At 46.4% G+C, this 23,643-nt stretch carries 10 protein-coding genes, 3 tRNA genes and 6 rRNA genes; 4 read left to right on the forward strand and 15 right to left on the reverse strand.

Annotated elements, in window-relative coordinates; genetic code table 11:
* Positions 1-11 precede the first annotated feature (11 nt).
* The 3 genes from M4S28_RS00815 to M4S28_RS00825 all read left to right on the forward strand — a co-directional run bounded on the left by M4S28_RS00815 (position 12) and on the right by M4S28_RS00825 (position 4,788).
* Positions 12-1,238 (forward strand): uroporphyrinogen-III C-methyltransferase, encoded by a 1,227-nt coding sequence (locus M4S28_RS00815; protein ID WP_017091151.1) that lies wholly within the window; start codon positions 12-14, stop codon positions 1,236-1,238.
* Complete coding sequence (locus M4S28_RS00820; RefSeq protein ID WP_102572232.1) at positions 1,238-2,419, forward strand: heme biosynthesis protein HemY; 1,182 nt, start codon at positions 1,238-1,240, stop codon at positions 2,417-2,419. The genes M4S28_RS00815 and M4S28_RS00820 overlap by 1 nt, the downstream gene beginning before the upstream one ends.
* Positions 2,420-3,465: 1,046 nt before the next feature.
* On the forward strand, positions 3,466-4,788 hold the full coding sequence (locus M4S28_RS00825; RefSeq protein WP_009845967.1) for an IS4-like element ISVbsp1 family transposase: 1,323 nt from the start codon (positions 3,466-3,468) through the stop codon (positions 4,786-4,788).
* Between the two features lie 173 nt (positions 4,789-4,961).
* On the opposite strand, the gene M4S28_RS00830 is transcribed toward M4S28_RS00825, so the two are convergent.
* The 15 genes from M4S28_RS00830 to trxA all read right to left on the reverse strand — a co-directional run bounded on the left by M4S28_RS00830 (position 4,962) and on the right by trxA (position 22,219).
* Positions 4,962-5,038, reverse strand: a tRNA-Asp gene (locus M4S28_RS00830).
* A gap of 67 nt (positions 5,039-5,105) precedes the next feature.
* A 5S ribosomal RNA gene (rrf, locus tag M4S28_RS00835) occupies positions 5,106-5,221 on the reverse strand.
* Between the two features lie 97 nt (positions 5,222-5,318).
* A 23S ribosomal RNA gene (locus M4S28_RS00840) occupies positions 5,319-8,212 on the reverse strand.
* Positions 8,213-8,546: 334 nt separating this feature from the next.
* Positions 8,547-8,622, reverse strand: a tRNA-Ala gene (locus M4S28_RS00845).
* A 21-nt stretch (positions 8,623-8,643) separates the two neighbouring features.
* Positions 8,644-8,720 (reverse strand) — tRNA-Ile (locus M4S28_RS00850).
* 67 nt (positions 8,721-8,787) lie between these two features.
* Positions 8,788-10,342, reverse strand: a 16S ribosomal RNA gene (locus tag M4S28_RS00855).
* Positions 10,343-10,767: 425 nt separating this feature from the next.
* Positions 10,768-10,883 (reverse strand): 5S ribosomal RNA (rrf, locus tag M4S28_RS00860).
* Between the two features lie 97 nt (positions 10,884-10,980).
* A 23S ribosomal RNA gene (locus M4S28_RS00865) occupies positions 10,981-13,874 on the reverse strand.
* Between the two features lie 389 nt (positions 13,875-14,263).
* A 16S ribosomal RNA gene (locus M4S28_RS00870) occupies positions 14,264-15,818 on the reverse strand.
* The 16S, 23S and 5S rRNA genes sit together here with 3 tRNA genes alongside, the layout of an rRNA operon.
* 568 nt (positions 15,819-16,386) lie before the next feature.
* Entirely contained in the window at positions 16,387-17,100 is a 714-nt protein-coding gene (gene fre / locus M4S28_RS00875) for an NAD(P)H-flavin reductase (protein ID WP_054543343.1), read from the reverse strand.
* 20 nt (positions 17,101-17,120) lie between these two features.
* Entirely contained in the window at positions 17,121-17,390 is a 270-nt protein-coding gene (locus M4S28_RS00880; RefSeq protein ID WP_017081534.1) for a 2Fe-2S iron-sulfur cluster-binding protein, read from the reverse strand.
* Positions 17,387-19,228: a 4-hydroxy-3-polyprenylbenzoate decarboxylase gene (gene ubiD, locus M4S28_RS00885; protein WP_102448199.1), complete on the reverse strand. Its 1,842-nt coding sequence runs from the start codon at positions 19,226-19,228 to the stop codon at positions 17,387-17,389. Before ubiD ends, M4S28_RS00880 begins: the two co-directional genes overlap by 4 nt.
* 98 nt (positions 19,229-19,326) lie before the next feature.
* Entirely contained in the window at positions 19,327-20,322 is a 996-nt protein-coding gene (locus M4S28_RS00890) for a hypothetical protein (RefSeq protein WP_249632146.1), read from the reverse strand.
* Positions 20,323-20,432: 110 nt separating this feature from the next.
* Entirely contained in the window at positions 20,433-21,692 is a 1,260-nt protein-coding gene (rho, locus tag M4S28_RS00895) for a transcription termination factor Rho (protein WP_004736633.1), read from the reverse strand.
* A gap of 200 nt (positions 21,693-21,892) precedes the next feature.
* Positions 21,893-22,219, reverse strand: coding sequence for a thioredoxin TrxA (trxA, locus tag M4S28_RS00900; RefSeq protein WP_004736635.1), 327 nt, complete (start codon positions 22,217-22,219; stop codon positions 21,893-21,895).
* Between the two features lie 111 nt (positions 22,220-22,330).
* On the opposite strand from trxA, the gene rhlB reads away from it, so the two are divergent.
* Positions 22,331-23,641 (forward strand): ATP-dependent RNA helicase RhlB, encoded by a 1,311-nt coding sequence (rhlB, locus tag M4S28_RS00905; RefSeq protein WP_004736636.1) that lies wholly within the window; start codon positions 22,331-22,333, stop codon positions 23,639-23,641.
* Positions 23,642-23,643 lie beyond the last annotated feature (2 nt).

The following is a 23,643-nucleotide window of genomic DNA, read 5'->3' on the forward strand; positions in this document are numbered from 1 at the left end:
AGGAAATAAGCATGACAAGCAAAAAAAATAATGAGCATATTGAACCTGAAAAGAAACAAGACACTCAGCCAGTAGTTGTTGAAAACGAAAAAGCTGAATCTACAGAGACAAAACAGCCTGAAAAAAAACTTGATGCCTCTGCGTCAAATACGGTTCAAAGTGAACAGCCTCAAGCTGAGCATAAAGAACAAATCGAGAAAGCAGAAAAGCAAGGTAAGCGCGGTGTCAAACTAGGCGCTATTGCGATCGCTATTTCTATTATTTTCAGTGGCGGCATCGCATTTCAAATGCAGCAAAAGAGCGCTGAGTACTCAACTCAAATCGCTGCTCTTCAAACACAACTGCAAAATACCCAATCTGCAGTAAATAAAGACCTGCAAACCATCAAGCAAGAGACTATCCAAGAAGCTTCTCACGCAGTGGAGAAAACTCAGGTCGTACAATCCCAGCAACAAAAGAGTATTCAAAGCCTGCAGTTAGCAGTAGCTGACGTTAAAGGCCGTCGACCAAATGACTGGTTGCTTGCTGAAGCCGATTACCTAGTAAAACTAGCAGGTCGTAAATTGTTCCTTGAGCATGATGCCGTTAGCGCAACCAAACTAATGGAAAGCGCCGATCAACGTATCGCCGCACTAAATGACCCAAGCTTAGTATCACTGCGCCAATCAATGACCAATGACATTACTAAGCTTCGCACTATCCCTCTTATCGACCGCGATGGCTTAGTTTTACGCATCACAAGCCTACAACAGCAAGTCGATACGCTACCGCTTGCCAATGCAATTCTTCCAGAAGCTGCAGTTGTTGAGAAAAAAGCGGTATCGAAAGATATTAATGATTGGCAGAACAACCTGATGACGTCGATGAAAGACTTCTCAGAAAACTTCATCACCTTCCGTAGTCGTGATGGTGAAGTCATCCCTCTACTCTCTCCTGAGCAACACTTCTACCTACGTGAGAATATTAAGGGCAAATTAGAGACCGCAATTCGCGCTGTCTACAAAGAGCAAGGTGATGTCTACAGTGCAGCACTTAATACCGCTAGTGAGTGGTCGAAAGCGTACCTAAACCAAGATAACAACTCAGTGATTGAATTTGAGAAGGCGATTAAACAGTTAAGTGAGCAGAATATCTCAGTGAAATACCCTGTAAAACTTGAGTCTCAAAATGAGTTGTCAGATGTTATACGCGAGCGCCTACGTCGTGAAGTGACAGTTATGACCACGGAGGAGAAATAATGATTCGCTGGATTTTTCTTTTTCTCGTTCTAGGTGCCGGATTAGTTGTCGGTACCCAGTTCTCAGGTCAACAAGGTTATGTCCTGATCTCGATAGCAAATAAGACCATTGAGATGAGTGTGACAACACTGGTTATATTTGTCATTGCTCTTCTAGCTGCTCTATTCGGCTTGGAGTACCTATTCAAAAAGCTTATGTACGCAAGCTCAACGACTTGGAACTGGTTCAGTGTTCGTAAACTAAAACGCTCTCGTCGTTATACCAATGAAGGCATCATCAAGCTTCTTGAAGGTGATTGGAAAGGCGCAGAGAGGAAAGTAACTCGTTGGGCTAATCATCACGACATGCCTCTACTTTGCTATTTAGTCGCTTCTCAAGCTGCTCATGAACAAGGTAATACGAGTGAGCGTGATAAGTACATCGAACTTGCTAGCCAACAAGAGGACTCTCTACTGGCCGTTGAGCTAACTAAAGCAAAACAACAGATCAGTGAGTCGAACTACGAAGCCGCATTCGATACACTTTCGACCTTAAAAGGTACATATCCTAATAACACCGCTGTACTTGGCCTATTAAAAGCCACCTACATGCAGCTTAAACTCTGGCAACCATTACTAGAGTTAACGCCTAAGCTAGCTAAAAACAAGCTTCTTACGGCTGATGAGCAAGTTGAGTTAGAACAAAAAGCACAATGCGGCTTGCTTCACGATGTGGCACAGCAGCAAGGTAGCGAAGGTTTAATCAGCCATTGGAACAAGCTTTCAAGAAAGCAGAAACAAAGCTCTCACCTTGTTTCCTGCTTTGTGAAGCAACTGATCGCTCGTAAAGCTGACTCAGAAGCCTTCACTGTGATCAAAGAGAACATTGCGAAGAGTGGTTCAAATGAGCTCTACATGTTGCTTCCAGAGCTTAACCTTGCCGATCACCACCCAGTCGTTGTGATGCTAGAGCGCGCCATCAGTAAAGATGGTGGCAATGCCGAAGCACACAGCGCATTGGCTCAGTTCTACCTAAGAGAACAGAAGTGGTCAGAAGCACAAATCCACTTCGAGAAAGCACTAGCACTTCGCTCAAACGTATCAGATTACGGATACTTATCTGATGCACTAGAAAAGCAAAACTTAACGAAGGCTGCTCACGAAGTTTCTCGCAAGGCACTCGCTCTCGTTCAACCAGCTTAAACTGATACAACTAACATGAAGCCGATGCCAAGCATCGGCTTTTTTGTATCTACTGTTTACCTTAGATAACTTCCTCAGTACCAATAAGCAAAAACTAGAGATGGTAGTAAAAGTCTTCCATCCAGATCCCTTCTCCACACCCAGCTTATTGCTGACCGAAGCACCGTCCATTTTTAATAAGGCTTGCCTAGCTCGGAACAATCCATAAGTCACACATCTTGATCATTGGATTTCAAATGCTATTAATGCTTTATAAGTACTGATTTTAAGTCATGAGGTTAAATCCTCATGAAATCACCCGCAAGGTTTCCTAAAAAACACTGAGGGATACTTTAGAGCTATCCGTATGTAGTTTTAGCCAATTATAAAACAAGCTGTTTAGAATCCATTTGAGCTGACTGACAACCTTTATATAGATTTTTGAAGGAATAACGATCAGATAGCTTGGTTGGATTTGTACCGAAAGAAAGAAAAGACGTTTCGCAGTAGTTGTCATTTGATAGAGATTAGCTCTAGATTACAGTGGGCTTAGCAACTGGAATCATTAGATGAAAATTACATTTCAGTAATGTACCTCAAAGAGTTGGAGATCGTAAATCCGACACACCTCCGTAACCAACCTATTGGTTTAAGATTGAAGAAGTGAATGTATAGCAGCGGAGTTTCAGACTCTAGACGAAATCAATTCTGAGACACAGCAAAACTCCGAAGTTTAAAATGAGGTTTAACCATCACTCACAAAAGTAATTAAGAAGCCGCAGCCACTTAGAAAACTCCTGCTAACTTATTTATTAAAATCAATTTGTCATGTTAGAGCCCATAAACACAAAGCCCTGCTATTGCTAGCACAGCTTTCTAATCAATCGTTGATTCAACGATTACTAGCTAAAACAACCTTTTACGGAATCCAAAACCAAGAGTTAAAACTCATACCCCAGAAACGACGAAAGCCTAGTCGTCAGACTTAATGCCGATCGTTTAAGAAGACTTGAACGATCTTGCAGTTAGCAGATAATCCCCATCAACAACGTTGATGGGGATTTTTTATGCTTGAACAAGAATTAGCAATGGCACACGAGACCATTGAAGATGCCGACAATTATGAATCTGTCGTCGACGCCATTCAGATTGAGTGGATAGAACAAGCTCTTCTTGAAACCAATAAAGCGAGCATAAGACGACGTCGGCTTCCCGCTCAGCAAGCTGTCTGGTTAGTTATTTGGATGGGGCTGCAACGCAACATGTCTATCAAAGAGGTATGCAGTTCATTAGACATTGCGCTTCAGCCTAAACCTGAAGATAGCTGGTCTCGTGTTGCACCTAGTGTCCTAACTGATTCACGCCGACGTCTAGATGAGAGTCCATTAGCGGCTTTGTTTCACACAACGGTAAAGGCTTGGAATGGAGATATCCTTCAACAAGATAAAGACTTAGAGCTTAATGTTCTTGCTGTGGATGGAACTACATTTAGGTGCCAAGATTCCCCAGAGAACGCTGAAGAATTTGGGTTCATCTCTAAAAAATTGAAACCTTACCCTCAACTTCGTTTAGTCGCTTTGATGTCAACAGAAACTCGAATGATTATGGGGGCGGCTTTTGATGGCTGTCATGTCGGTGAAACGACCTTAGCTAAGCGTCTATTCAATGATATCCCCGCACATTCATTGACCTTATTTGATCGTTGTTATTTCTCGGCAGACCTTTTGTTGTCGTGGCAAGAGAGTGCGGAAAATGCTCACTGGTTAATGCCTGCAAAACGTAAGCTACGCTATGAAGTGTTGGAGAAATATGCGGAGAACGACATGCTCATCTCAATGCCCATCTCTCCTCAAGCTCAACGGCAGAATCCGAATTTACCCGCACGTTGGGAAGCCAGATTAGTCCTATATCAAGAGCCAAAAGGTGAGATAAAAGGTTTTATTACTTCACTTACAGACCCTAGTAGATACTCGCTAGAAAGCCTGCTGCGTATTTATTGGCAACGCTGGGAGATAGAAGAAGGTTATGGTGAAATTAAACAGACTCAACTGCAAAGTCACGTCACTTTACGAAGTCGTTTTTCTGCCGGTGTGAAGCAAGAGCTTTGGGGCGTATTACTTGCCTATAACTTAGTGCGATTAGAGATGGTTAAGATAGCTTCAGAAGCCGGGGTTCGAGCGACTAGGGTCAGTTTTACCGCCGCAATTAACCTTATTGATGCGCAATTACGTTGGTTAGCTTTAAGTCCAGACGGAACTCTACCTGTAAAACTGAAAAGGATGAGAGACAGTTTGAGTCACTTCATTCTTCCAGATAAAAGAAAGGACCGAACGTTTCCACGTTCAGTCCTCTTTGTCCCAGCCAAATATCCGTTCAGGTTCAAGCAATAATGCTTATCCGAACGGCATTAAGTCGTCAGACTAGGCTTTCTAATAAGTAGCGGAATGGACGGGGTTGTGGACTTCAGGCAAACCCTTTGTGGGACTCATTCGGCCGAAGGACAAAACACTTTTCTTGAGATGTAAAAAAGCCCTGCTATTTCTAGCAGGGCTTTTCTAATAAGTGGCGGAGTGGACGGGACTCGAACCCGCGACCCCCGGCGTGACAGGCCGGTATTCTAACCAACTGAACTACCACTCCGCAGTGGTCAACTCACTAAGTGAGCGTCCATATCTCCAGGTCGGTCAACCTAAAGATTTAATTTAAAGCCTGGCGATGTCCTACTCTCACATGGGGAAACCCCACACTACCATCGGCGCTATTGTGTTTCACTTCTGAGTTCGGCATGGAATCAGGTGGGTCCACAATGCTATGGTCGCCAAGCAAATTTTAAAATTCGGAAAGCTTATCTAAAAGTATTTCTCTTCAAACGCATTCAAGGTCTGGTACATCTGAGTCCACAAAACCCCTTGGGTGTTGTATGGTTAAGCCTCACGGGCAATTAGTACAGGTTAGCTCAATGCCTCGCAGCACTTACACACCCTGCCTATCAACGTCGTAGTCTACGACAACCCTTTAGGACACTTATAGTGCCAGGGAAAACTCATCTCAAGGCTCGCTTCCCGCTTAGATGCTTTCAGCGGTTATCGATTCCGAACTTAGCTACCGGGCAATGCCATTGGCATGACAACCCGAACACCAGAGGTTCGTCCACTCCGGTCCTCTCGTACTAGGAGCAGCCCCTTTCAATTTTCCAACGCCCACGGCAGATAGGGACCGAACTGTCTCACGACGTTCTAAACCCAGCTCGCGTACCACTTTAAATGGCGAACAGCCATACCCTTGGGACCGACTTCAGCCCCAGGATGTGATGAGCCGACATCGAGGTGCCAAACACCGCCGTCGATATGAACTCTTGGGCGGTATCAGCCTGTTATCCCCGGAGTACCTTTTATCCGTTGAGCGATGGCCCTTCCATTCAGAACCACCGGATCACTATGACCTGCTTTCGCACCTGCTCGAATTGTCATTCTCGCAGTCAAGCGGGCTTATGCCATTGCACTAACCACACGATGTCCAACCGTGTTTAGCCCACCTTCGTGCTCCTCCGTTACTCTTTGGGAGGAGACCGCCCCAGTCAAACTACCCACCAGGCACTGTCCGTAATCCCGATTCAGGGACCAACGTTAGAACATCAAAACTACAAGGGTGGTATTTCAAGGACGACTCCATCACATCTAGCGACGCAATTTCATAGTCTCCCACCTATCCTACACATGTAGGTTCAATGTTCAGTGCCAAGCTGTAGTAAAGGTTCACGGGGTCTTTCCGTCTAGCCGCGGGTACACTGCATCTTCACAGCGATTTCAATTTCACTGAGTCTCGGGTGGAGACAGCGTGGCCATCATTACGCCATTCGTGCAGGTCGGAACTTACCCGACAAGGAATTTCGCTACCTTAGGACCGTTATAGTTACGGCCGCCGTTTACCGGGGCTTCGATCAAGAGCTTCGTCCGAAGACTAACCCCATCAATTAACCTTCCGGCACCGGGCAGGCGTCACACCGTATACGTCATCTTACGATTTTGCACAGTGCTGTGTTTTTAATAAACAGTTGCAGCCACCTGGTATCTGCGACTCTCGTCTGCTCCATCCGCAAGGGACTTCACTGATAAGAGCGTACCTTCTCCCGAAGTTACGGTACCATTTTGCCTAGTTCCTTCACCCGAGTTCTCTCAAGCGCCTTGGTATTCTCTACCCGACCACCTGTGTCGGTTTGGGGTACGATTCCTTACAATCTGAAGCTTAGAGGCTTTTCCTGGAAGCATGGCATCAATGACTTCACTACCGTAGTAGCTCGACATCGTATCTCAGCGTTAATGAAAGTCCGGATTTACCTAAACTTTCCGCCTACGTACTTGAACCTGGACAACCGTCGCCAGGCCCACCTAGCCTTCTCCGTCCCCCCATCGCAATTGTAAGAAGTACGGGAATATTAACCCGTTTCCCATCGACTACGCCTTTCGGCCTCGCCTTAGGAGTCGACTTACCCTGCCCCGATTAACGTTGGACAGGAACCCTTGGTCTTCCGGCGAGGGAGTTTTTCACTCCCTTTATCGTTACTCATGTCAGCATTCGCACTTCTGATACCTCCAGCAGCCCTTACAGACCACCTTCAACGGCTTACAGAACGCTCCCCTACCCCACATACCCTAAGGTACGTAGCCGCAGCTTCGGTGTATAGCTTAGCCCCGTTACATCTTCCGCGCAGGCCGACTCGACCAGTGAGCTATTACGCTTTCTTTAAATGATGGCTGCTTCTAAGCCAACATCCTGGCTGTCTGAGCCTTCCCACATCGTTTCCCACTTAGCTATACTTTGGGACCTTAGCTGGCGGTCTGGGTTGTTTCCCTCTCCACGACGGACGTTAGCACCCGCCGTGTGTCTCCCGGATAGTACTTACTGGTATTCGGAGTTTGCAAAGGGTTGGTAAGTCGGGATGACCCCCTAGCCTTAACAGTGCTCTACCCCCAGTAGTATTCGTCCGAGGCGCTACCTAAATAGCTTTCGGGGAGAACCAGCTATCTCCAGGTTTGATTGGCCTTTCACCCCTAGCCACAAGTCATCCGCTAATTTTTCAACATTAGTCGGTTCGGTCCTCCAGTTGATGTTACTCAACCTTCAACCTGCCCATGGCTAGATCACCTGGTTTCGGGTCTAATCCTAGCAACTGTACGCCCAGTTAAGACTCGGTTTCCCTACGGCTCCCCTAAACGGTTAACCTTGCTACTAAAATTAAGTCGCTGACCCATTATACAAAAGGTACGCAGTCACACCACGAAGGTGCTCCTACTGCTTGTACGTACACGGTTTCAGGTTCTATTTCACTCCCCTCACAGGGGTTCTTTTCGCCTTTCCCTCACGGTACTGGTTCACTATCGGTCAGTCAGTAGTATTTAGCCTTGGAGGATGGTCCCCCCATATTCAGACAGGATATCACGTGTCCCGCCCTACTCGTTTTCACTGATTATGATGTGTCGGTTACGGGGCTATCACCCTTTATTGCGAGACTTTCCAGACTCTTCACCTGCATCATTAAAAGCTTAAGGGCTAATCCAATTTCGCTCGCCGCTACTTTCGGAATCTCGGTTGATTTCTCTTCCTCGGGGTACTTAGATGTTTCAGTTCCCCCGGTTTGCCTCCTGTTGCTATGTATTCACAACAGGATACTTGCTTATGCAAGTGGGTTTCCCCATTCAGGAATCCCAGACTCAAAAGGTTATTACTACCTAATCTGGGCTTATCGCAAGTTATTACGCCTTTCATCGCCTCTGACTGCCAAGGCATCCACCGTGTACGCTTAGTCACTTAACCATACAACCCGAAAGGGTTTCTATTTACTTTCACTTTAAAAAGTGAAGACAAATAAGCGTATGGCAACTAACCAAGGTTTTTGGTTGTCATCAAGAAGGGTTAATTCTCAATGACTGTTTGCCGGACTCAATTGTGAATCAAACTAAAGTTTGATTCGAATACAAGACACTTGAATGTGTTTGTTGTGTTTATCTAATGAAAGATAAACATTGAGAACTTTTAAATTTGATTGAATTACTCGTAAGTAATCAATCAGTCAGCTTTCCAAATTGTTAAAGAGCTAGATTTCTTTCGAAACCATTTTTAAATATTTTCAAACAAAAACACTTAAAGATGGTGGAGCTATGCGGGATCGAACCGCAGACCTCCTGCGTGCAAGGCAGGCGCTCTCCCAGCTGAGCTATAGCCCCATCTTTGTTTCTAGTCGATATTGGTGGGTCTGAGTGGACTCGAACCACCGACCTCCCGCTTATCAGGCGAGCGCTCTAACCAGCTGAGCTACAGACCCAATATCGTCTCTTTTACTTTCTAAACCTAATCAATCTGTGTGGACACTCATCGTAAGTATCTTCGTATAAGGAGGTGATCCAGCCCCAGGTTCCCCTAGGGCTACCTTGTTACGACTTCACCCCAGTCATGAACCACAAAGTGGTGAGCGTCCTCCCCGAAAGGTTAAACTACCCACTTCTTTTGCAGCCCACTCCCATGGTGTGACGGGCGGTGTGTACAAGGCCCGGGAACGTATTCACCGTGACATTCTGATTCACGATTACTAGCGATTCCGACTTCATGGAGTCGAGTTGCAGACTCCAATCCGGACTACGACGCACTTTTTGGGATTCGCTCACTATCGCTAGCTTGCTGCCCTCTGTATGCGCCATTGTAGCACGTGTGTAGCCCTACTCGTAAGGGCCATGATGACTTGACGTCGTCCCCACCTTCCTCCGGTTTATCACCGGCAGTCTCCCTGGAGTTCCCGACATTACTCGCTGGCAAACAAGGATAAGGGTTGCGCTCGTTGCGGGACTTAACCCAACATTTCACAACACGAGCTGACGACAGCCATGCAGCACCTGTCTCAGAGCTCCCGAAGGCACACCTGCGTCTCCGCTGGCTTCTCTGGATGTCAAGAGTAGGTAAGGTTCTTCGCGTTGCATCGAATTAAACCACATGCTCCACCGCTTGTGCGGGCCCCCGTCAATTCATTTGAGTTTTAATCTTGCGACCGTACTCCCCAGGCGGTCTACTTAACGCGTTAGCTCCGAAAGCCACGGCTCAAGGCCACAACCTCCAAGTAGACATCGTTTACGGCGTGGACTACCAGGGTATCTAATCCTGTTTGCTCCCCACGCTTTCGCATCTGAGTGTCAGTGTCTGTCCAGGGGGCCGCCTTCGCCACTGGTATTCCTTCAGATCTCTACGCATTTCACCGCTACACCTGAAATTCTACCCCCCTCTACAGCACTCTAGTTCACCAGTTTCAAATGCAGTTCCGAGGTTGAGCCCCGGGCTTTCACATCTGACTTAATGAACCACCTGCATGCGCTTTACGCCCAGTAATTCCGATTAACGCTCGCACCCTCCGTATTACCGCGGCTGCTGGCACGGAGTTAGCCGGTGCTTCTTCTGTTGCTAACGTCAAGATGCGCAGCTATTAACTACACACCCTTCCTCACAACTGAAAGTACTTTACAACCCGAAGGCCTTCTTCATACACGCGGCATGGCTGCATCAGGCTTTCGCCCATTGTGCAATATTCCCCACTGCTGCCTCCCGTAGGAGTCTGGACCGTGTCTCAGTTCCAGTGTGGCTGATCATCCTCTCAGACCAGCTAGGGATCGTCGCCTTGGTGAGCCATTACCTCACCAACTAACTAATCCCACCTAGGCATATCTTGACGCGAGAGGTCCGAAGATCCCCCTCTTTGGCCCGTAGGCATTATGCGGTATTAGCCATCGTTTCCAATGGTTATCCCCCACATCAAGGCAATTTCCTAGGCATTACTCACCCGTCCGCCGCTCGACGCCCATTAAATCCTCCGAAGAATCAATAATGTCGTTTCCGCTCGACTTGCATGTGTTAGGCCTGCCGCCAGCGTTCAATCTGAGCCATGATCAAACTCTTCAATTTAAGATTTTGTGACTCAACGAATACTGACTTCAAAACTAATATTTACCGCTCTTTCGAAAAAGAACAGAAACATGTAATTCTAAAGCTATTACCATTCCAACAGAATGGTAATGAATTGACTGTGCCAAAATTAAGTAAACTTAATTTTGTATTGGTCACTCAGTTCATTGAAATCAATTTTGATTCCGAAGAATCTGTTTTATCTAACGATAAAACGTTTTGATATTCATCAACGAGTGCCCACACAGATTGATAGGTTGAAATTGTTAAAGAGCGTGTTCTCTAAAAAGAGAACGCTTTCAGTGCCTTAGCACTTAAGCAGGACGCGTATAATACGCTTTCCACTTTGAAAGTCAACATAAAACTCTAAGAAACTTAGAACTCTATGGTGACTTGTCTATTAAATAGACAAAGTCGAAATTAAAGCCTGGCGATGTCCTACTCTCACATGGGGAAACCCCACACTACCATCGGCGCTATTGTGTTTCACTTCTGAGTTCGGCATGGAATCAGGTGGGTCCACAATGCTATGGTCGCCAAGCAAATTTTAAAATTCGGAAAGCTTATCTAAAAGTATTTCTCTTCAAACGCATTCAAGGTCTGGTACATCTGAGTCCACAAAACCCCTTGGGTGTTGTATGGTTAAGCCTCACGGGCAATTAGTACAGGTTAGCTCAATGCCTCGCAGCACTTACACACCCTGCCTATCAACGTCGTAGTCTACGACAACCCTTTAGGACACTTATAGTGCCAGGGAAAACTCATCTCAAGGCTCGCTTCCCGCTTAGATGCTTTCAGCGGTTATCGATTCCGAACTTAGCTACCGGGCAATGCCATTGGCATGACAACCCGAACACCAGAGGTTCGTCCACTCCGGTCCTCTCGTACTAGGAGCAGCCCCTTTCAATTTTCCAACGCCCACGGCAGATAGGGACCGAACTGTCTCACGACGTTCTAAACCCAGCTCGCGTACCACTTTAAATGGCGAACAGCCATACCCTTGGGACCGACTTCAGCCCCAGGATGTGATGAGCCGACATCGAGGTGCCAAACACCGCCGTCGATATGAACTCTTGGGCGGTATCAGCCTGTTATCCCCGGAGTACCTTTTATCCGTTGAGCGATGGCCCTTCCATTCAGAACCACCGGATCACTATGACCTGCTTTCGCACCTGCTCGAATTGTCATTCTCGCAGTCAAGCGGGCTTATGCCATTGCACTAACCACACGATGTCCAACCGTGTTTAGCCCACCTTCGTGCTCCTCCGTTACTCTTTGGGAGGAGACCGCCCCAGTCAAACTACCCACCAGGCACTGTCCGTAATCCCGATTCAGGGACCAACGTTAGAACATCAAAACTACAAGGGTGGTATTTCAAGGACGACTCCATCACATCTAGCGACGCAATTTCATAGTCTCCCACCTATCCTACACATGTAGGTTCAATGTTCAGTGCCAAGCTGTAGTAAAGGTTCACGGGGTCTTTCCGTCTAGCCGCGGGTACACTGCATCTTCACAGCGATTTCAATTTCACTGAGTCTCGGGTGGAGACAGCGTGGCCATCATTACGCCATTCGTGCAGGTCGGAACTTACCCGACAAGGAATTTCGCTACCTTAGGACCGTTATAGTTACGGCCGCCGTTTACCGGGGCTTCGATCAAGAGCTTCGACCGAAGTCTAACCCCATCAATTAACCTTCCGGCACCGGGCAGGCGTCACACCGTATACGTCATCTTACGATTTTGCACAGTGCTGTGTTTTTAATAAACAGTTGCAGCCACCTGGTATCTGCGACTCTCGTCTGCTCCATCCGCAAGGGACTTCACTGATAAGAGCGTACCTTCTCCCGAAGTTACGGTACCATTTTGCCTAGTTCCTTCACCCGAGTTCTCTCAAGCGCCTTGGTATTCTCTACCCGACCACCTGTGTCGGTTTGGGGTACGATTCCTTACAATCTGAAGCTTAGAGGCTTTTCCTGGAAGCATGGCATCAATGACTTCACTACCGTAGTAGCTCGACATCGTATCTCAGCGTTAATGAAAGTCCGGATTTACCTAAACTTTCCGCCTACGTACTTGAACCTGGACAACCGTCGCCAGGCCCACCTAGCCTTCTCCGTCCCCCCATCGCAATTGTAAGAAGTACGGGAATATTAACCCGTTTCCCATCGACTACGCCTTTCGGCCTCGCCTTAGGAGTCGACTTACCCTGCCCCGATTAACGTTGGACAGGAACCCTTGGTCTTCCGGCGAGGGAGTTTTTCACTCCCTTTATCGTTACTCATGTCAGCATTCGCACTTCTGATACCTCCAGCAGCCCTTACAGACCACCTTCAACGGCTTACAGAACGCTCCCCTACCCCACATACCCTAAGGTACGTAGCCGCAGCTTCGGTGTATAGCTTAGCCCCGTTACATCTTCCGCGCAGGCCGACTCGACCAGTGAGCTATTACGCTTTCTTTAAATGATGGCTGCTTCTAAGCCAACATCCTGGCTGTCTGAGCCTTCCCACATCGTTTCCCACTTAGCTATACTTTGGGACCTTAGCTGGCGGTCTGGGTTGTTTCCCTCTCCACGACGGACGTTAGCACCCGCCGTGTGTCTCCCGGATAGTACTTACTGGTATTCGGAGTTTGCAAAGGGTTGGTAAGTCGGGATGACCCCCTAGCCTTAACAGTGCTCTACCCCCAGTAGTATTCGTCCGAGGCGCTACCTAAATAGCTTTCGGGGAGAACCAGCTATCTCCAGGTTTGATTGGCCTTTCACCCCTAGCCACAAGTCATCCGCTAATTTTTCAACATTAGTCGGTTCGGTCCTCCAGTTGATGTTACTCAACCTTCAACCTGCCCATGGCTAGATCACCTGGTTTCGGGTCTAATCCTAGCAACTGTACGCCCAGTTAAGACTCGGTTTCCCTACGGCTCCCCTAAACGGTTAACCTTGCTACTAAAATTAAGTCGCTGACCCATTATACAAAAGGTACGCAGTCACACCACGAAGGTGCTCCTACTGCTTGTACGTACACGGTTTCAGGTTCTATTTCACTCCCCTCACAGGGGTTCTTTTCGCCTTTCCCTCACGGTACTGGTTCACTATCGGTCAGTCAGTAGTATTTAGCCTTGGAGGATGGTCCCCCCATATTCAGACAGGATATCACGTGTCCCGCCCTACTCGTTTTCACTGATTATGATGTGTCGGTTACGGGGCTATCACCCTTTATTGCGAGACTTTCCAGACTCTTCACCTGCATCATTAAAAGCTTAAGGGCTAATCCAATTTCGCTCGCCGCTACTTTCGGAATCTCGGTTGATTTCTCTTCCTCGGGGTACTTAGATGTTTCAGTTCCCCCGGTTTGCCTCCTGTTGCTATGTATTCACAACAGGATACTTGCTTATGCAAGTGGGTTTCCCCATTCAGGAATCCCAGACTCAAAAGGTTATTACTACCTAATCTGGGCTTATCGCAAGTTATTACGCCTTTCATCGCCTCTGACTGCCAAGGCATCCACCGTGTACGCTTAGTCACTTAACCATACAACCCGAAAGGGTTTCTATTTGCTTTCACTTTAAAAAGTGAAGACAAATAAGCGTATGGCAACTAACCAAGGTTTTTGGTTGTCATTAAGAAGGGTTAATTCTTGATGACTGTTTGCCGGACTCAATTGTGAATCAATGTAAACATTGATTCGAATACAAGACACTTGAATGTGTTTGTTGTGTTTATCTAATGAAAGATAAACATTGAGAACTTTTAAATTTGATTGAATTACTCGTAAGTAATCAATCAATCAGCTTTCCAAATTATTAAAGAGCATAAAGCAAAAAGCTTTAATCAATAACTTACGTTATTAATTAAAGCTCTGGCTTTAACTAAATCTAAACCATCAATCTGTGTGGACACTCATCGTAAGTATCTTCGTATAAGGAGGTGATCCAGCCCCAGGTTCCCCTAGGGCTACCTTGTTACGACTTCACCCCAGTCATGAACCACAAAGTGGTGAGCGTCCTCCCCGAAAGGTTAAACTACCCACTTCTTTTGCAGCCCACTCCCATGGTGTGACGGGCGGTGTGTACAAGGCCCGGGAACGTATTCACCGTGACATTCTGATTCACGATTACTAGCGATTCCGACTTCATGGAGTCGAGTTGCAGACTCCAATCCGGACTACGACGCACTTTTTGGGATTCGCTCACTATCGCTAGCTTGCTGCCCTCTGTATGCGCCATTGTAGCACGTGTGTAGCCCTACTCGTAAGGGCCATGATGACTTGACGTCGTCCCCACCTTCCTCCGGTTTATCACCGGCAGTCTCCCTGGAGTTCCCGACATTACTCGCTGGCAAACAAGGATAAGGGTTGCGCTCGTTGCGGGACTTAACCCAACATTTCACAACACGAGCTGACGACAGCCATGCAGCACCTGTCTCAGAGCTCCCGAAGGCACACCTGCGTCTCCGCTGGCTTCTCTGGATGTCAAGAGTAGGTAAGGTTCTTCGCGTTGCATCGAATTAAACCACATGCTCCACCGCTTGTGCGGGCCCCCGTCAATTCATTTGAGTTTTAATCTTGCGACCGTACTCCCCAGGCGGTCTACTTAACGCGTTAGCTCCGAAAGCCACGGCTCAAGGCCACAACCTCCAAGTAGACATCGTTTACGGCGTGGACTACCAGGGTATCTAATCCTGTTTGCTCCCCACGCTTTCGCATCTGAGTGTCAGTGTCTGTCCAGGGGGCCGCCTTCGCCCCTGGTATTCCTTCAGATCTCTACGCATTTCACCGCTACACCTGAAATTCTACCCCCCTCTACAGCACTCTAGTTCACCAGTTTCAAATGCAGTTCCGAGGTTGAGCCCCGGGCTTTCACATCTGACTTAATGAACCACCTGCATGCGCTTTACGCCCAGTAATTCCGATTAACGCTCGCACCCTCCGTATTACCGCGGCTGCTGGCACGGAGTTAGCCGGTGCTTCTTCTGTTGCTAACGTCAAGATGCGCAGCTATTAACTACACACCCTTCCTCACAACTGAAAGTACTTTACAACCCGAAGGCCTTCTTCATACACGCGGCATGGCTGCATCAGGCTTTCGCCCATTGTGCAATATTCCCCACTGCTGCCTCCCGTAGGAGTCTGGACCGTGTCTCAGTTCCAGTGTGGCTGATCATCCTCTCAGACCAGCTAGGGATCGTCGCCTTGGTGAGCCATTACCTCACCAACTAGCTAATCCCACCTAGGCATATCTTGACGCGAGAGGTCCGAAGATCCCCCTCTTTGGCCCGTAGGCATTATGCGGTATTAGCCATCGTTTCCAATGGTTATCCCCCACATCAAGGCAATTTCCTAGGCATTACTCACCCGTCCGCCGCTCGACGCCCATTAAATCCTCCGAAGAATCAATAATGTCGTTTCCGCTCGACTTGCATGTGTTAGGCCTGCCGCCAGCGTTCAATCTGAGCCATGATCAAACTCTTCAATTTAAGATTTTGTGACTCAACGAATACTGACTTCAAAACTAATGTTCATGTAAACATGAACATGTAATTCTAAAGCTATTACCATTCCAACAGAATGGTAATGAATTGACTGTGCCGAATAACTACAAGTAGTTAAACGTATTGGTCACTCAGTTCATTGAAATCAAGTTTGTTACCGAAGTAACTGTTACTACCTAAGTAATAACGTTTTGATATTCATCAACGAGTGCCCACACAGATTGATAGGTTTAAATTGTTAAAGAGCTTCACTTGCTGAGCGTTCCTTTTAAGTAAGGAGCCTCTCTAAGTGGACGGCCATTCTAGCGAATTAACATTCAGTGTCAAACACTTTTTGAAAATTAATTTTTTGTCGCTTTCCGCCTGACTGATTGTTGCTGAAGCCTTGTGGCGTCTGCCGTCTCAGTGGTGTCGCATTATAGGGAACCCACTCAGCTTAGCAACTACTTTTTCATAAAAAATGAATAAATAGGGGTTAACTGCCTAATAGTTCACCTAAACAGAAAAAAGAGAATATTTCTGCTCTCTTTTCGCTCAAAATCCAAAAGAATTCTTAGATAAATGCGTAAGCATCTGCGTACATATGGTCTCGCTTTGCTTCTTTATTCTGAGTAAACAAGTCTCTTGCAGCGCCTGCCATTTCGAAACGACCCGCAATGTAGATATCGAAATCAGCTAATGATTCGAAACTTTGCGTGATTGCTTCTAATACATTACCCGTTTGACCGTTCCAAACTTCAGGTGCTTCTTCTACTACTGGTACAAAATGCACATTGCTGTGTTTTGCTGCAATGTCGACAAGCTCTTCTTTCGCATACAGCTGACACTCATCTTTTGCACCCCAGTATAGATGAATCTCTTTTTTACTGTTCTGCGCGATGCAGTGATCGAGAATAGAGCGCACGTAGCTAAAGCCAGTACCACCAGCAATTAGTAACAGAGGACGATCGCTTTCTTCTTTAACCCACGCATCACCGTGCGGAGCATCAATAGCTATATCGCCATCTTCAGCTTGCGCTTTCTTCATTGCCTCAACGACTTCTGAAGCGTAAGCATTGTGCTCAGCTGCACCAATGTGTAACTCAAGCTCGCCTTCATGGCGACAAGGGCTGCTTGCAATCGAAAATGGACGCTTATCTTTCTCGCCCATTTCAACCATCAGATATTGGCCCGCTTTAAAAGCGACCGGTGTTTCTGGGTGAAGTAGGATTTGGTAAGTATTACAAGCCAAAGGCTCGATAGACTTCACTTTACATTTAATAGTCATGTTCTTCCTCTTACTAACCCTTAATCGGCAAAGGTTAGAACTAAATTACTTTCTGCAAATGCTTGACAAGCAAAAATCCAACCTTGTTGCTGCTCTTTCTCTGTGAGCATGGGTTCAAGATGGTAACTCACTTGCCCTTCTAATTTTCTGCACATACACATCGCGCATGCGCCGACTTGGCAACGGTTTGGGAAATAGATATCGCTGTTGAGCGCAGCATCCAAGACCGTTTGCCCTTTTTCTACGGTAAAACTGATGTTTTCTGGGTATAAGACTACTTGGTAGCTCATGAAATTCCTAGCTGTTCCCAGATGCTATCAATCTTTTTAATGACATCAGGATCTTTTGTGATTGGAACACCCCACTCACGTAGGCATTCGCCTTCCCACTTATTGGTCGCATCTAGACCCATTTTTGAGTGTCCTGTTTCATTCTGTAGGAACAACGTATCTCTGGCCGGATCCATTCTTGTGGTCACCGCCCAAATAATGTCATTCCAATCACTCACGTTGACATCGCCGTCACACACGATAACAAACTTGTTCTCATCAAATTGAGACCAAACCGCTTCCATGATTTTCTTACCATTACCTGCAGCTTGCTTATCAATAGACACCACAACCATGTTGGCATTATCGTTTTGCAGGTGAATATCAATAATTTCAGGTTGAGTCTTGGTTAACTCAGCTAAGCTGCCCTCTATATGTTCACTATTTACAGGTGCTGATTCGATATCTGGCGATAGTGCTAACTCGGCATCCCACTTCTTAGTGATGTCTAAGCCCATCTTAGAGCCTAACCCAACCACAGGTGATGCAAAATCCAATGAATCGATTGGCGTGTGCTCTATCATCAAGCTATCGCGTGACGGATCCATATGTTCACACATAGCAGCGGTCACTTGAGACCAGTCTCGTGCATTCACATCTTCATCGCACACCAATACAAACTTGGTGTACATGAATTGGCGTAAGAAAGACCATACACCCATCATCACTCGCTTAGCGTGACCTGGGTATTGCTTCTTCATGGTTACTACTGCCATTCGGTATGAACAACCTTCAGGCGGTAGATAGAAATCTTCAATCTCTGGGAACTGCTTTTGAAGAATAGGAACAAACACTTCATTTAACGCAACACCCAATACCGCAGGCTCATCAGGTGGACGGCCAGTATAGGTGCTGTGATAGATAGGGTTTTCGCGCATGGTTACATGAGTAACAGTGAACACATGGTGCTTTTCTTTCTCGTTGTAGTAACCAGTATGATCTCCGTAAGGCCCTTCGTCCGCGAACTCATTCGGGTCGATGTAACCTTCCATCACGATTTCCGCACTTGCAGGAACGTCTAAATCATTGCTGATTGATTTAACAACCTCAGTTTTACTACCGCGTAGTAAGCCTGCAAACGCGTATTCCGATAAAGTATCCGGCACTGGCGTAACCGCACCAAGAATGGTGGCAGGGTCTGCTCCAAACGCTACAGAAACTGGGAATGGTTTACCTGGGTTAGTTTCCATCCAATCACGCAGATCAAGCGCTCCGCCACGGTGGGCTAACCAACGCATAATGACTTTATTCTTGCCGATTTTTTGCTGGCGATAGATGCCTAAGTTTTGGCGTTTTTTATTAGGACCGCGAGTAACCGTTAATCCCCATGTTAGCAATGGCGCGACATCGTCGGCCCAACAGCTCATCACGGGGATTTTATCTAGGTCGACGTCATCACCCTGCCATATCACTTGTTGGCATGCAGCTTTACGAAGACGTTTAGCTGGCATATTTAAGACTTGCTTAAACACCGGCAGTTTATCAAGAGCATCTTTAAAGCCTTTTGGTGGCTCAGGTTCCTTTAGATAAGCTAACAACTTACCCACTTCACGCAGTTCTTTCACTTCCTGACGACCCATACCAATAGCCACACGATTAGGTGTACCAAATAGATTGGTTAAAACAGGCATGTCATAGCCTATTGGATTTTCAAATAAAAGAGCCGGGCCACCAGCACGTAGAGTACGGTCGCTAATCTCGGTCATTTCATAGTCTGGATCGACTGGGTGAGAAATGCGTTTCAACTGACCAATACTTTCAAGATGGTCGATAAAATCACGTAAATCTTTAAAACTCATAGGACTTCTACATGCTGATTATTCTGCGCTCAGTATATCAAAAAGGGTGACGCTGAGATCCCCCTTTTTAGTGTGGTTATTGAGAGGCAAAATCCACTTTACGGTAATGCTTGCTCGATCAAAGAGCTCTTCACCTGAGGGTTATCATTTACAAGATCTTGCAACCATCGCGTATGACCTTGTTTGGCTAATTCACGGGCGACTAATGGCGCTTCATCGGCAATCGCCATCCTAGAGACAAGAAACTCCTTCACCTCTTCTGATAGCGGGTTAACCTTGGTAAGCAAAGTAATCGCTTCATCTTTCAAACGAGGGTTCTTAGTCGCAGCCATTACTTGTTCAAGTGCGAACGCTTGTTTGGTTTCAGCAAGGCGGACTAGCTCAGCTTGGCTATGATAATCGGCCTTCATTCGCCATAGAATCTTGTAGACCTCTGGGTCTTCGCTCACTTGCGCTAATCGAACCACCACCTCAGTAGAAGGTAGCCAGCTAACAATCGAGGAGGCCGTGAGTTGCTTAGTCAGATAATCAACCGCTTCAGGAGACAAACTGTCTAGCTCTCTGATTAACAATGCTTCTCGTGTTTGAACTTGATGCTCAGATCCAGATAACCACTCTTTTAGGTCGAGTTCTTGTTTCTCTGCATCTAACACAAACACCAGCGTCTTCTGGTCTTGGCGCCACTGTTTGATGAGCCGGTTGGCAATCGAAGGGTAATTAAAGGCAGGTACCGTAAACTCATAACCATCTCCACGCTCTAAAACTTGGTAAGTTGGCGTGATAGCGAGTTGCTGCTCAATGAAGATAGACATCTTGGGGGTGAGGACAATTTTTTGCTGTTCGAGCTTCTTCAAGAGTTGGTAACGAGCCACTTCTTGTTGGGGAAATGTCAGACGCTCAAGCGCGAAGCGCAGCGAATTAACTTCGTCACGTACGACAAATTCGAATAATTCAGCAGTTTTCAGTTTTACTTGATCATTCTCAAGCCAAGACTCTACTGTAATTGGAGACATCTCGGTGGCATAGCTCATACCGACCGGGGAAAGTAACAGTGAAGTAGACAGGAGTAATGATGACAACAGTCCATGTTGCATTTTAACTTCCTTTTAACACTTTTGCTCATTCTGCAAGCTGTCGCTATAAAATGCAAATAAAAAGCGCCACCCGAAGGCAGCGCTTTTTAATAACTATCAGCTAATCAAGACTACTGACGACGCATTGCGTCAAAGAACTCATCGTTCGTTTTAGTCATTGCTAACTTGTCGATAAGGAATTCCATTGCATCAGTTTCGCCCATAGGGTGAACAATCTTACGCAGGATCCACATCTTCTGTAGCTCATCAGGCTTAGTAAGAAGCTCTTCACGACGAGTACCAGAGCGGTTGAAATCAATCGCTGGGAATACGCGCTTTTCAGCAATCTTACGGTTAAGGTGCAGTTCCATGTTACCTGTACCTTTGAATTCTTCGTAGATTACTTCATCCATCTTAGAACCAGTATCAACCAGTGCAGTTGCGATGATAGTTAAGCTACCGCCTTCTTCTACGTTACGTGCCGCACCGAAGAAACGCTTTGGACGATGTAGAGCATTCGCATCAACACCACCAGTAAGAACTTTACCTGATGAAGGAATCACAGTGTTGTAAGCACGAGCTAGACGAGTGATTGAGTCCAGTAGGATAACCACGTCTTTTTTGTGTTCAACAAGACGCTTCGCCTTCTCGATTACCATTTCTGCAACTTGCACGTGGCGAGATGCTGGTTCATCGAAAGTCGATGCGATTACTTCGCCTTTAACTAGGCGCTGCATTTCTGTTACTTCTTCTGGACGCTCATCGATAAGTAGAACCATTAGTTCACACTCAGGATGGTTGCGTGCAATGCTTTGTGCAATATTTTGCAGAAGCATTGTCTTACCTGCTTTAGGCGGAGCAACAATCAGACCACGCTGACCTTTACCAATTGGTGAAGCAAGGTCAAGAATTCGAGCTGTGATATCTTCAGTCGCACCATTACCCGCTTCCATCACCATACGTTCGTTGGCGTGAAGAGGAGTCAGGTTTTCAAAAAGGATTTTGTTACGAGCGTTGTCTGGCTTGTCGTAGTTAACCGTGTTTACTTTAAGCAGTGCAAAGTAACGTTCGCCATCTTTAGGTGGACGGATTTTACCGCCAATCGAGTCACCGGTGCGAAGGTTAAAACGACGAATCTGGCTTGGTGATACGTAAATATCATCTGGCCCAGCAAGGTACGAACTGTCGCCGCTACGCAGGAAACCAAAACCGTCTTGAAGAATTTCTAGAACACCATCACCAAAGATGTCTTCACCACTTTTTGCATGCGCTTTAAGGATGGAGAAGATAATGTCTTGTTTTCTTAGGCGAGCTTGATTTTCAAGACCTAGGCTTTCGCTAAGTTTAACAAGTTCAGACACAGGTCTGTTCTTCAGTTCAGTAAGATTCATAGTGGTGGAAGTTTGTTTAGTCAAAATAGGATCTGTTTTCTTAAGTTAAGAAGGAGTTGGTCACAGGATCGACCAAGAAGAGAAATTCGTTCAATTAACGTGCGATAAATTAGCACTAAAACTAAGACTAGTCCATAGCTTAGAAAAAACAAAACCGCGCATTTGTTAACTGCGCGGTTTCTTTTCAAATGCTGACCTGATTAAAGGTTAGCGTCTAGGAACTCTTTAAGTTGAGTTTTAGACAATGCACCAACTTTAGTTGCTGCTACGCCGCCATCTTTGAAAAGAAGCAGCGTTGGAATGCCACGAATACCGAATTTTGGTGGAGTTCCAGCATTTTGGTCGATATTTAATTTACCGATTGTGAGCTTGCCTTCGTACTCGTTTGCGATTTCATCAAGAATCGGCGCAATCATTTTACATGGACCACACCATTCTGCCCAAAAATCAACAAGAACAGGGCCTGCAGCATTGATTACATCGTTATCAAAACCGTCATCAGTTAGCTGCAAAATCTTATCACTCATCTTCCACTCCAATGTATTTTTTAGAACTGGTTGGATGATAACCAGTAAATAGATGCCCTATTGGAATGTATTTACTTTCGTATTGCAAGCTTAAGCTGATATTCTATAGCAATGAAAAAGACGCATATCACAGAGCAAAAGTTCGCCGACTTGGATTTACTTCCTCAAGTCATTGAAGGATTGGAGAAAAAAGGGTTCGATTATTGTACCCCTATCCAAGCCTTGGCGCTCCCGGTACTGCTCACCGGCCAAGACATTGCAGGCCAGGCCCAAACGGGTACTGGTAAAACGCTTGCGTTTCTAACTGCTACTTTTAACCACCTGCTAAAAACACCTGAGCATGAAGGGCGTAAGCCTAACCAGCCACGTGCAATTATTATGGCACCAACGCGTGAACTCGCGATTCAGATCTACAACGATGCTGACTCTCTGGTTGAAAGCACGGGTATCAAAGCAGCACTCGCTTACGGTGGCGAAAGCTACGACAAGCAGCTAGGTAAAATCGAAGAAGGCGCAGATATCTTAATTGGTACTACTGGCCGTATCATCGATTTCTACAAGCAAAAGGTATTTAACCTTAACCACATTCAAGCTGTTGTGCTTGATGAAGCCGATCGTATGTTTGATCTGGGCTTTATTAAAGACATTCGCTTCTTGTTCCGCCGTATGCCTGAGCCAAAAGATCGCCTGAACATGCTGTTCTCTGCGACGCTGTCTTACCGCGTACAAGAGCTAGCGTTCGAGCACATGCACAACCCAGAGCACGTGGTTGTTGAGCCTGAGCGTAAAACAGGTCACCGCATTCAAGAAGAACTGTTCTACCCTTCTAACGAACATAAGATGGCTCTTCTACAAACGTTAATCGAAGAAGAATGGCCAGATCGCGCAATCATCTTCGCTAACACGAAGCACAAATGTGAATCAGTTTGGGGCCACTTGGCTGCCGATGGTCACCGTGTAGGCCTGCTAACTGGCGATGTTCCTCAGAAGAAACGTGAAAAAATTCTTGAGCAGTTCACCAAAGGTGATGTTGACCTTCTTGTCGCAACTGATGTTGCAGCTCGTGGCCTACACATTCCTCAAGTAACACACGTATTCAACTTCGACCTACCTGATGATTGCGAAGATTACGTTCACCGTATCGGTCGTACAGGTCGTGCTGGTGAAAGCGGTCACTCGATCAGCTTTGCTTGTGAAGATTACGCAATCAACTTGCCACCAATCGAAGAATACATTGAGCATGCTATCCCAATGTCTGACTACGATGCTTCTGCACTACTAGAAGATCTGCCAGCACCGATGCGCTTACGTACACGTAACCCGCAACAACGCCGCTCAAACAACAATGGCCCACGCAACGGTAATCGTAAACCAAACCAGAACCGTCGCCCACGCCAACCGCGTCATAACAAGGAAGCTTAGTC

Origin of the sequence: Vibrio sp. J383 (assembly GCF_023503985.1) — a bacterium.
Taxonomy (GTDB): Bacteria; Pseudomonadota; Gammaproteobacteria; order Enterobacterales; family Vibrionaceae; genus Vibrio; species Vibrio splendidus.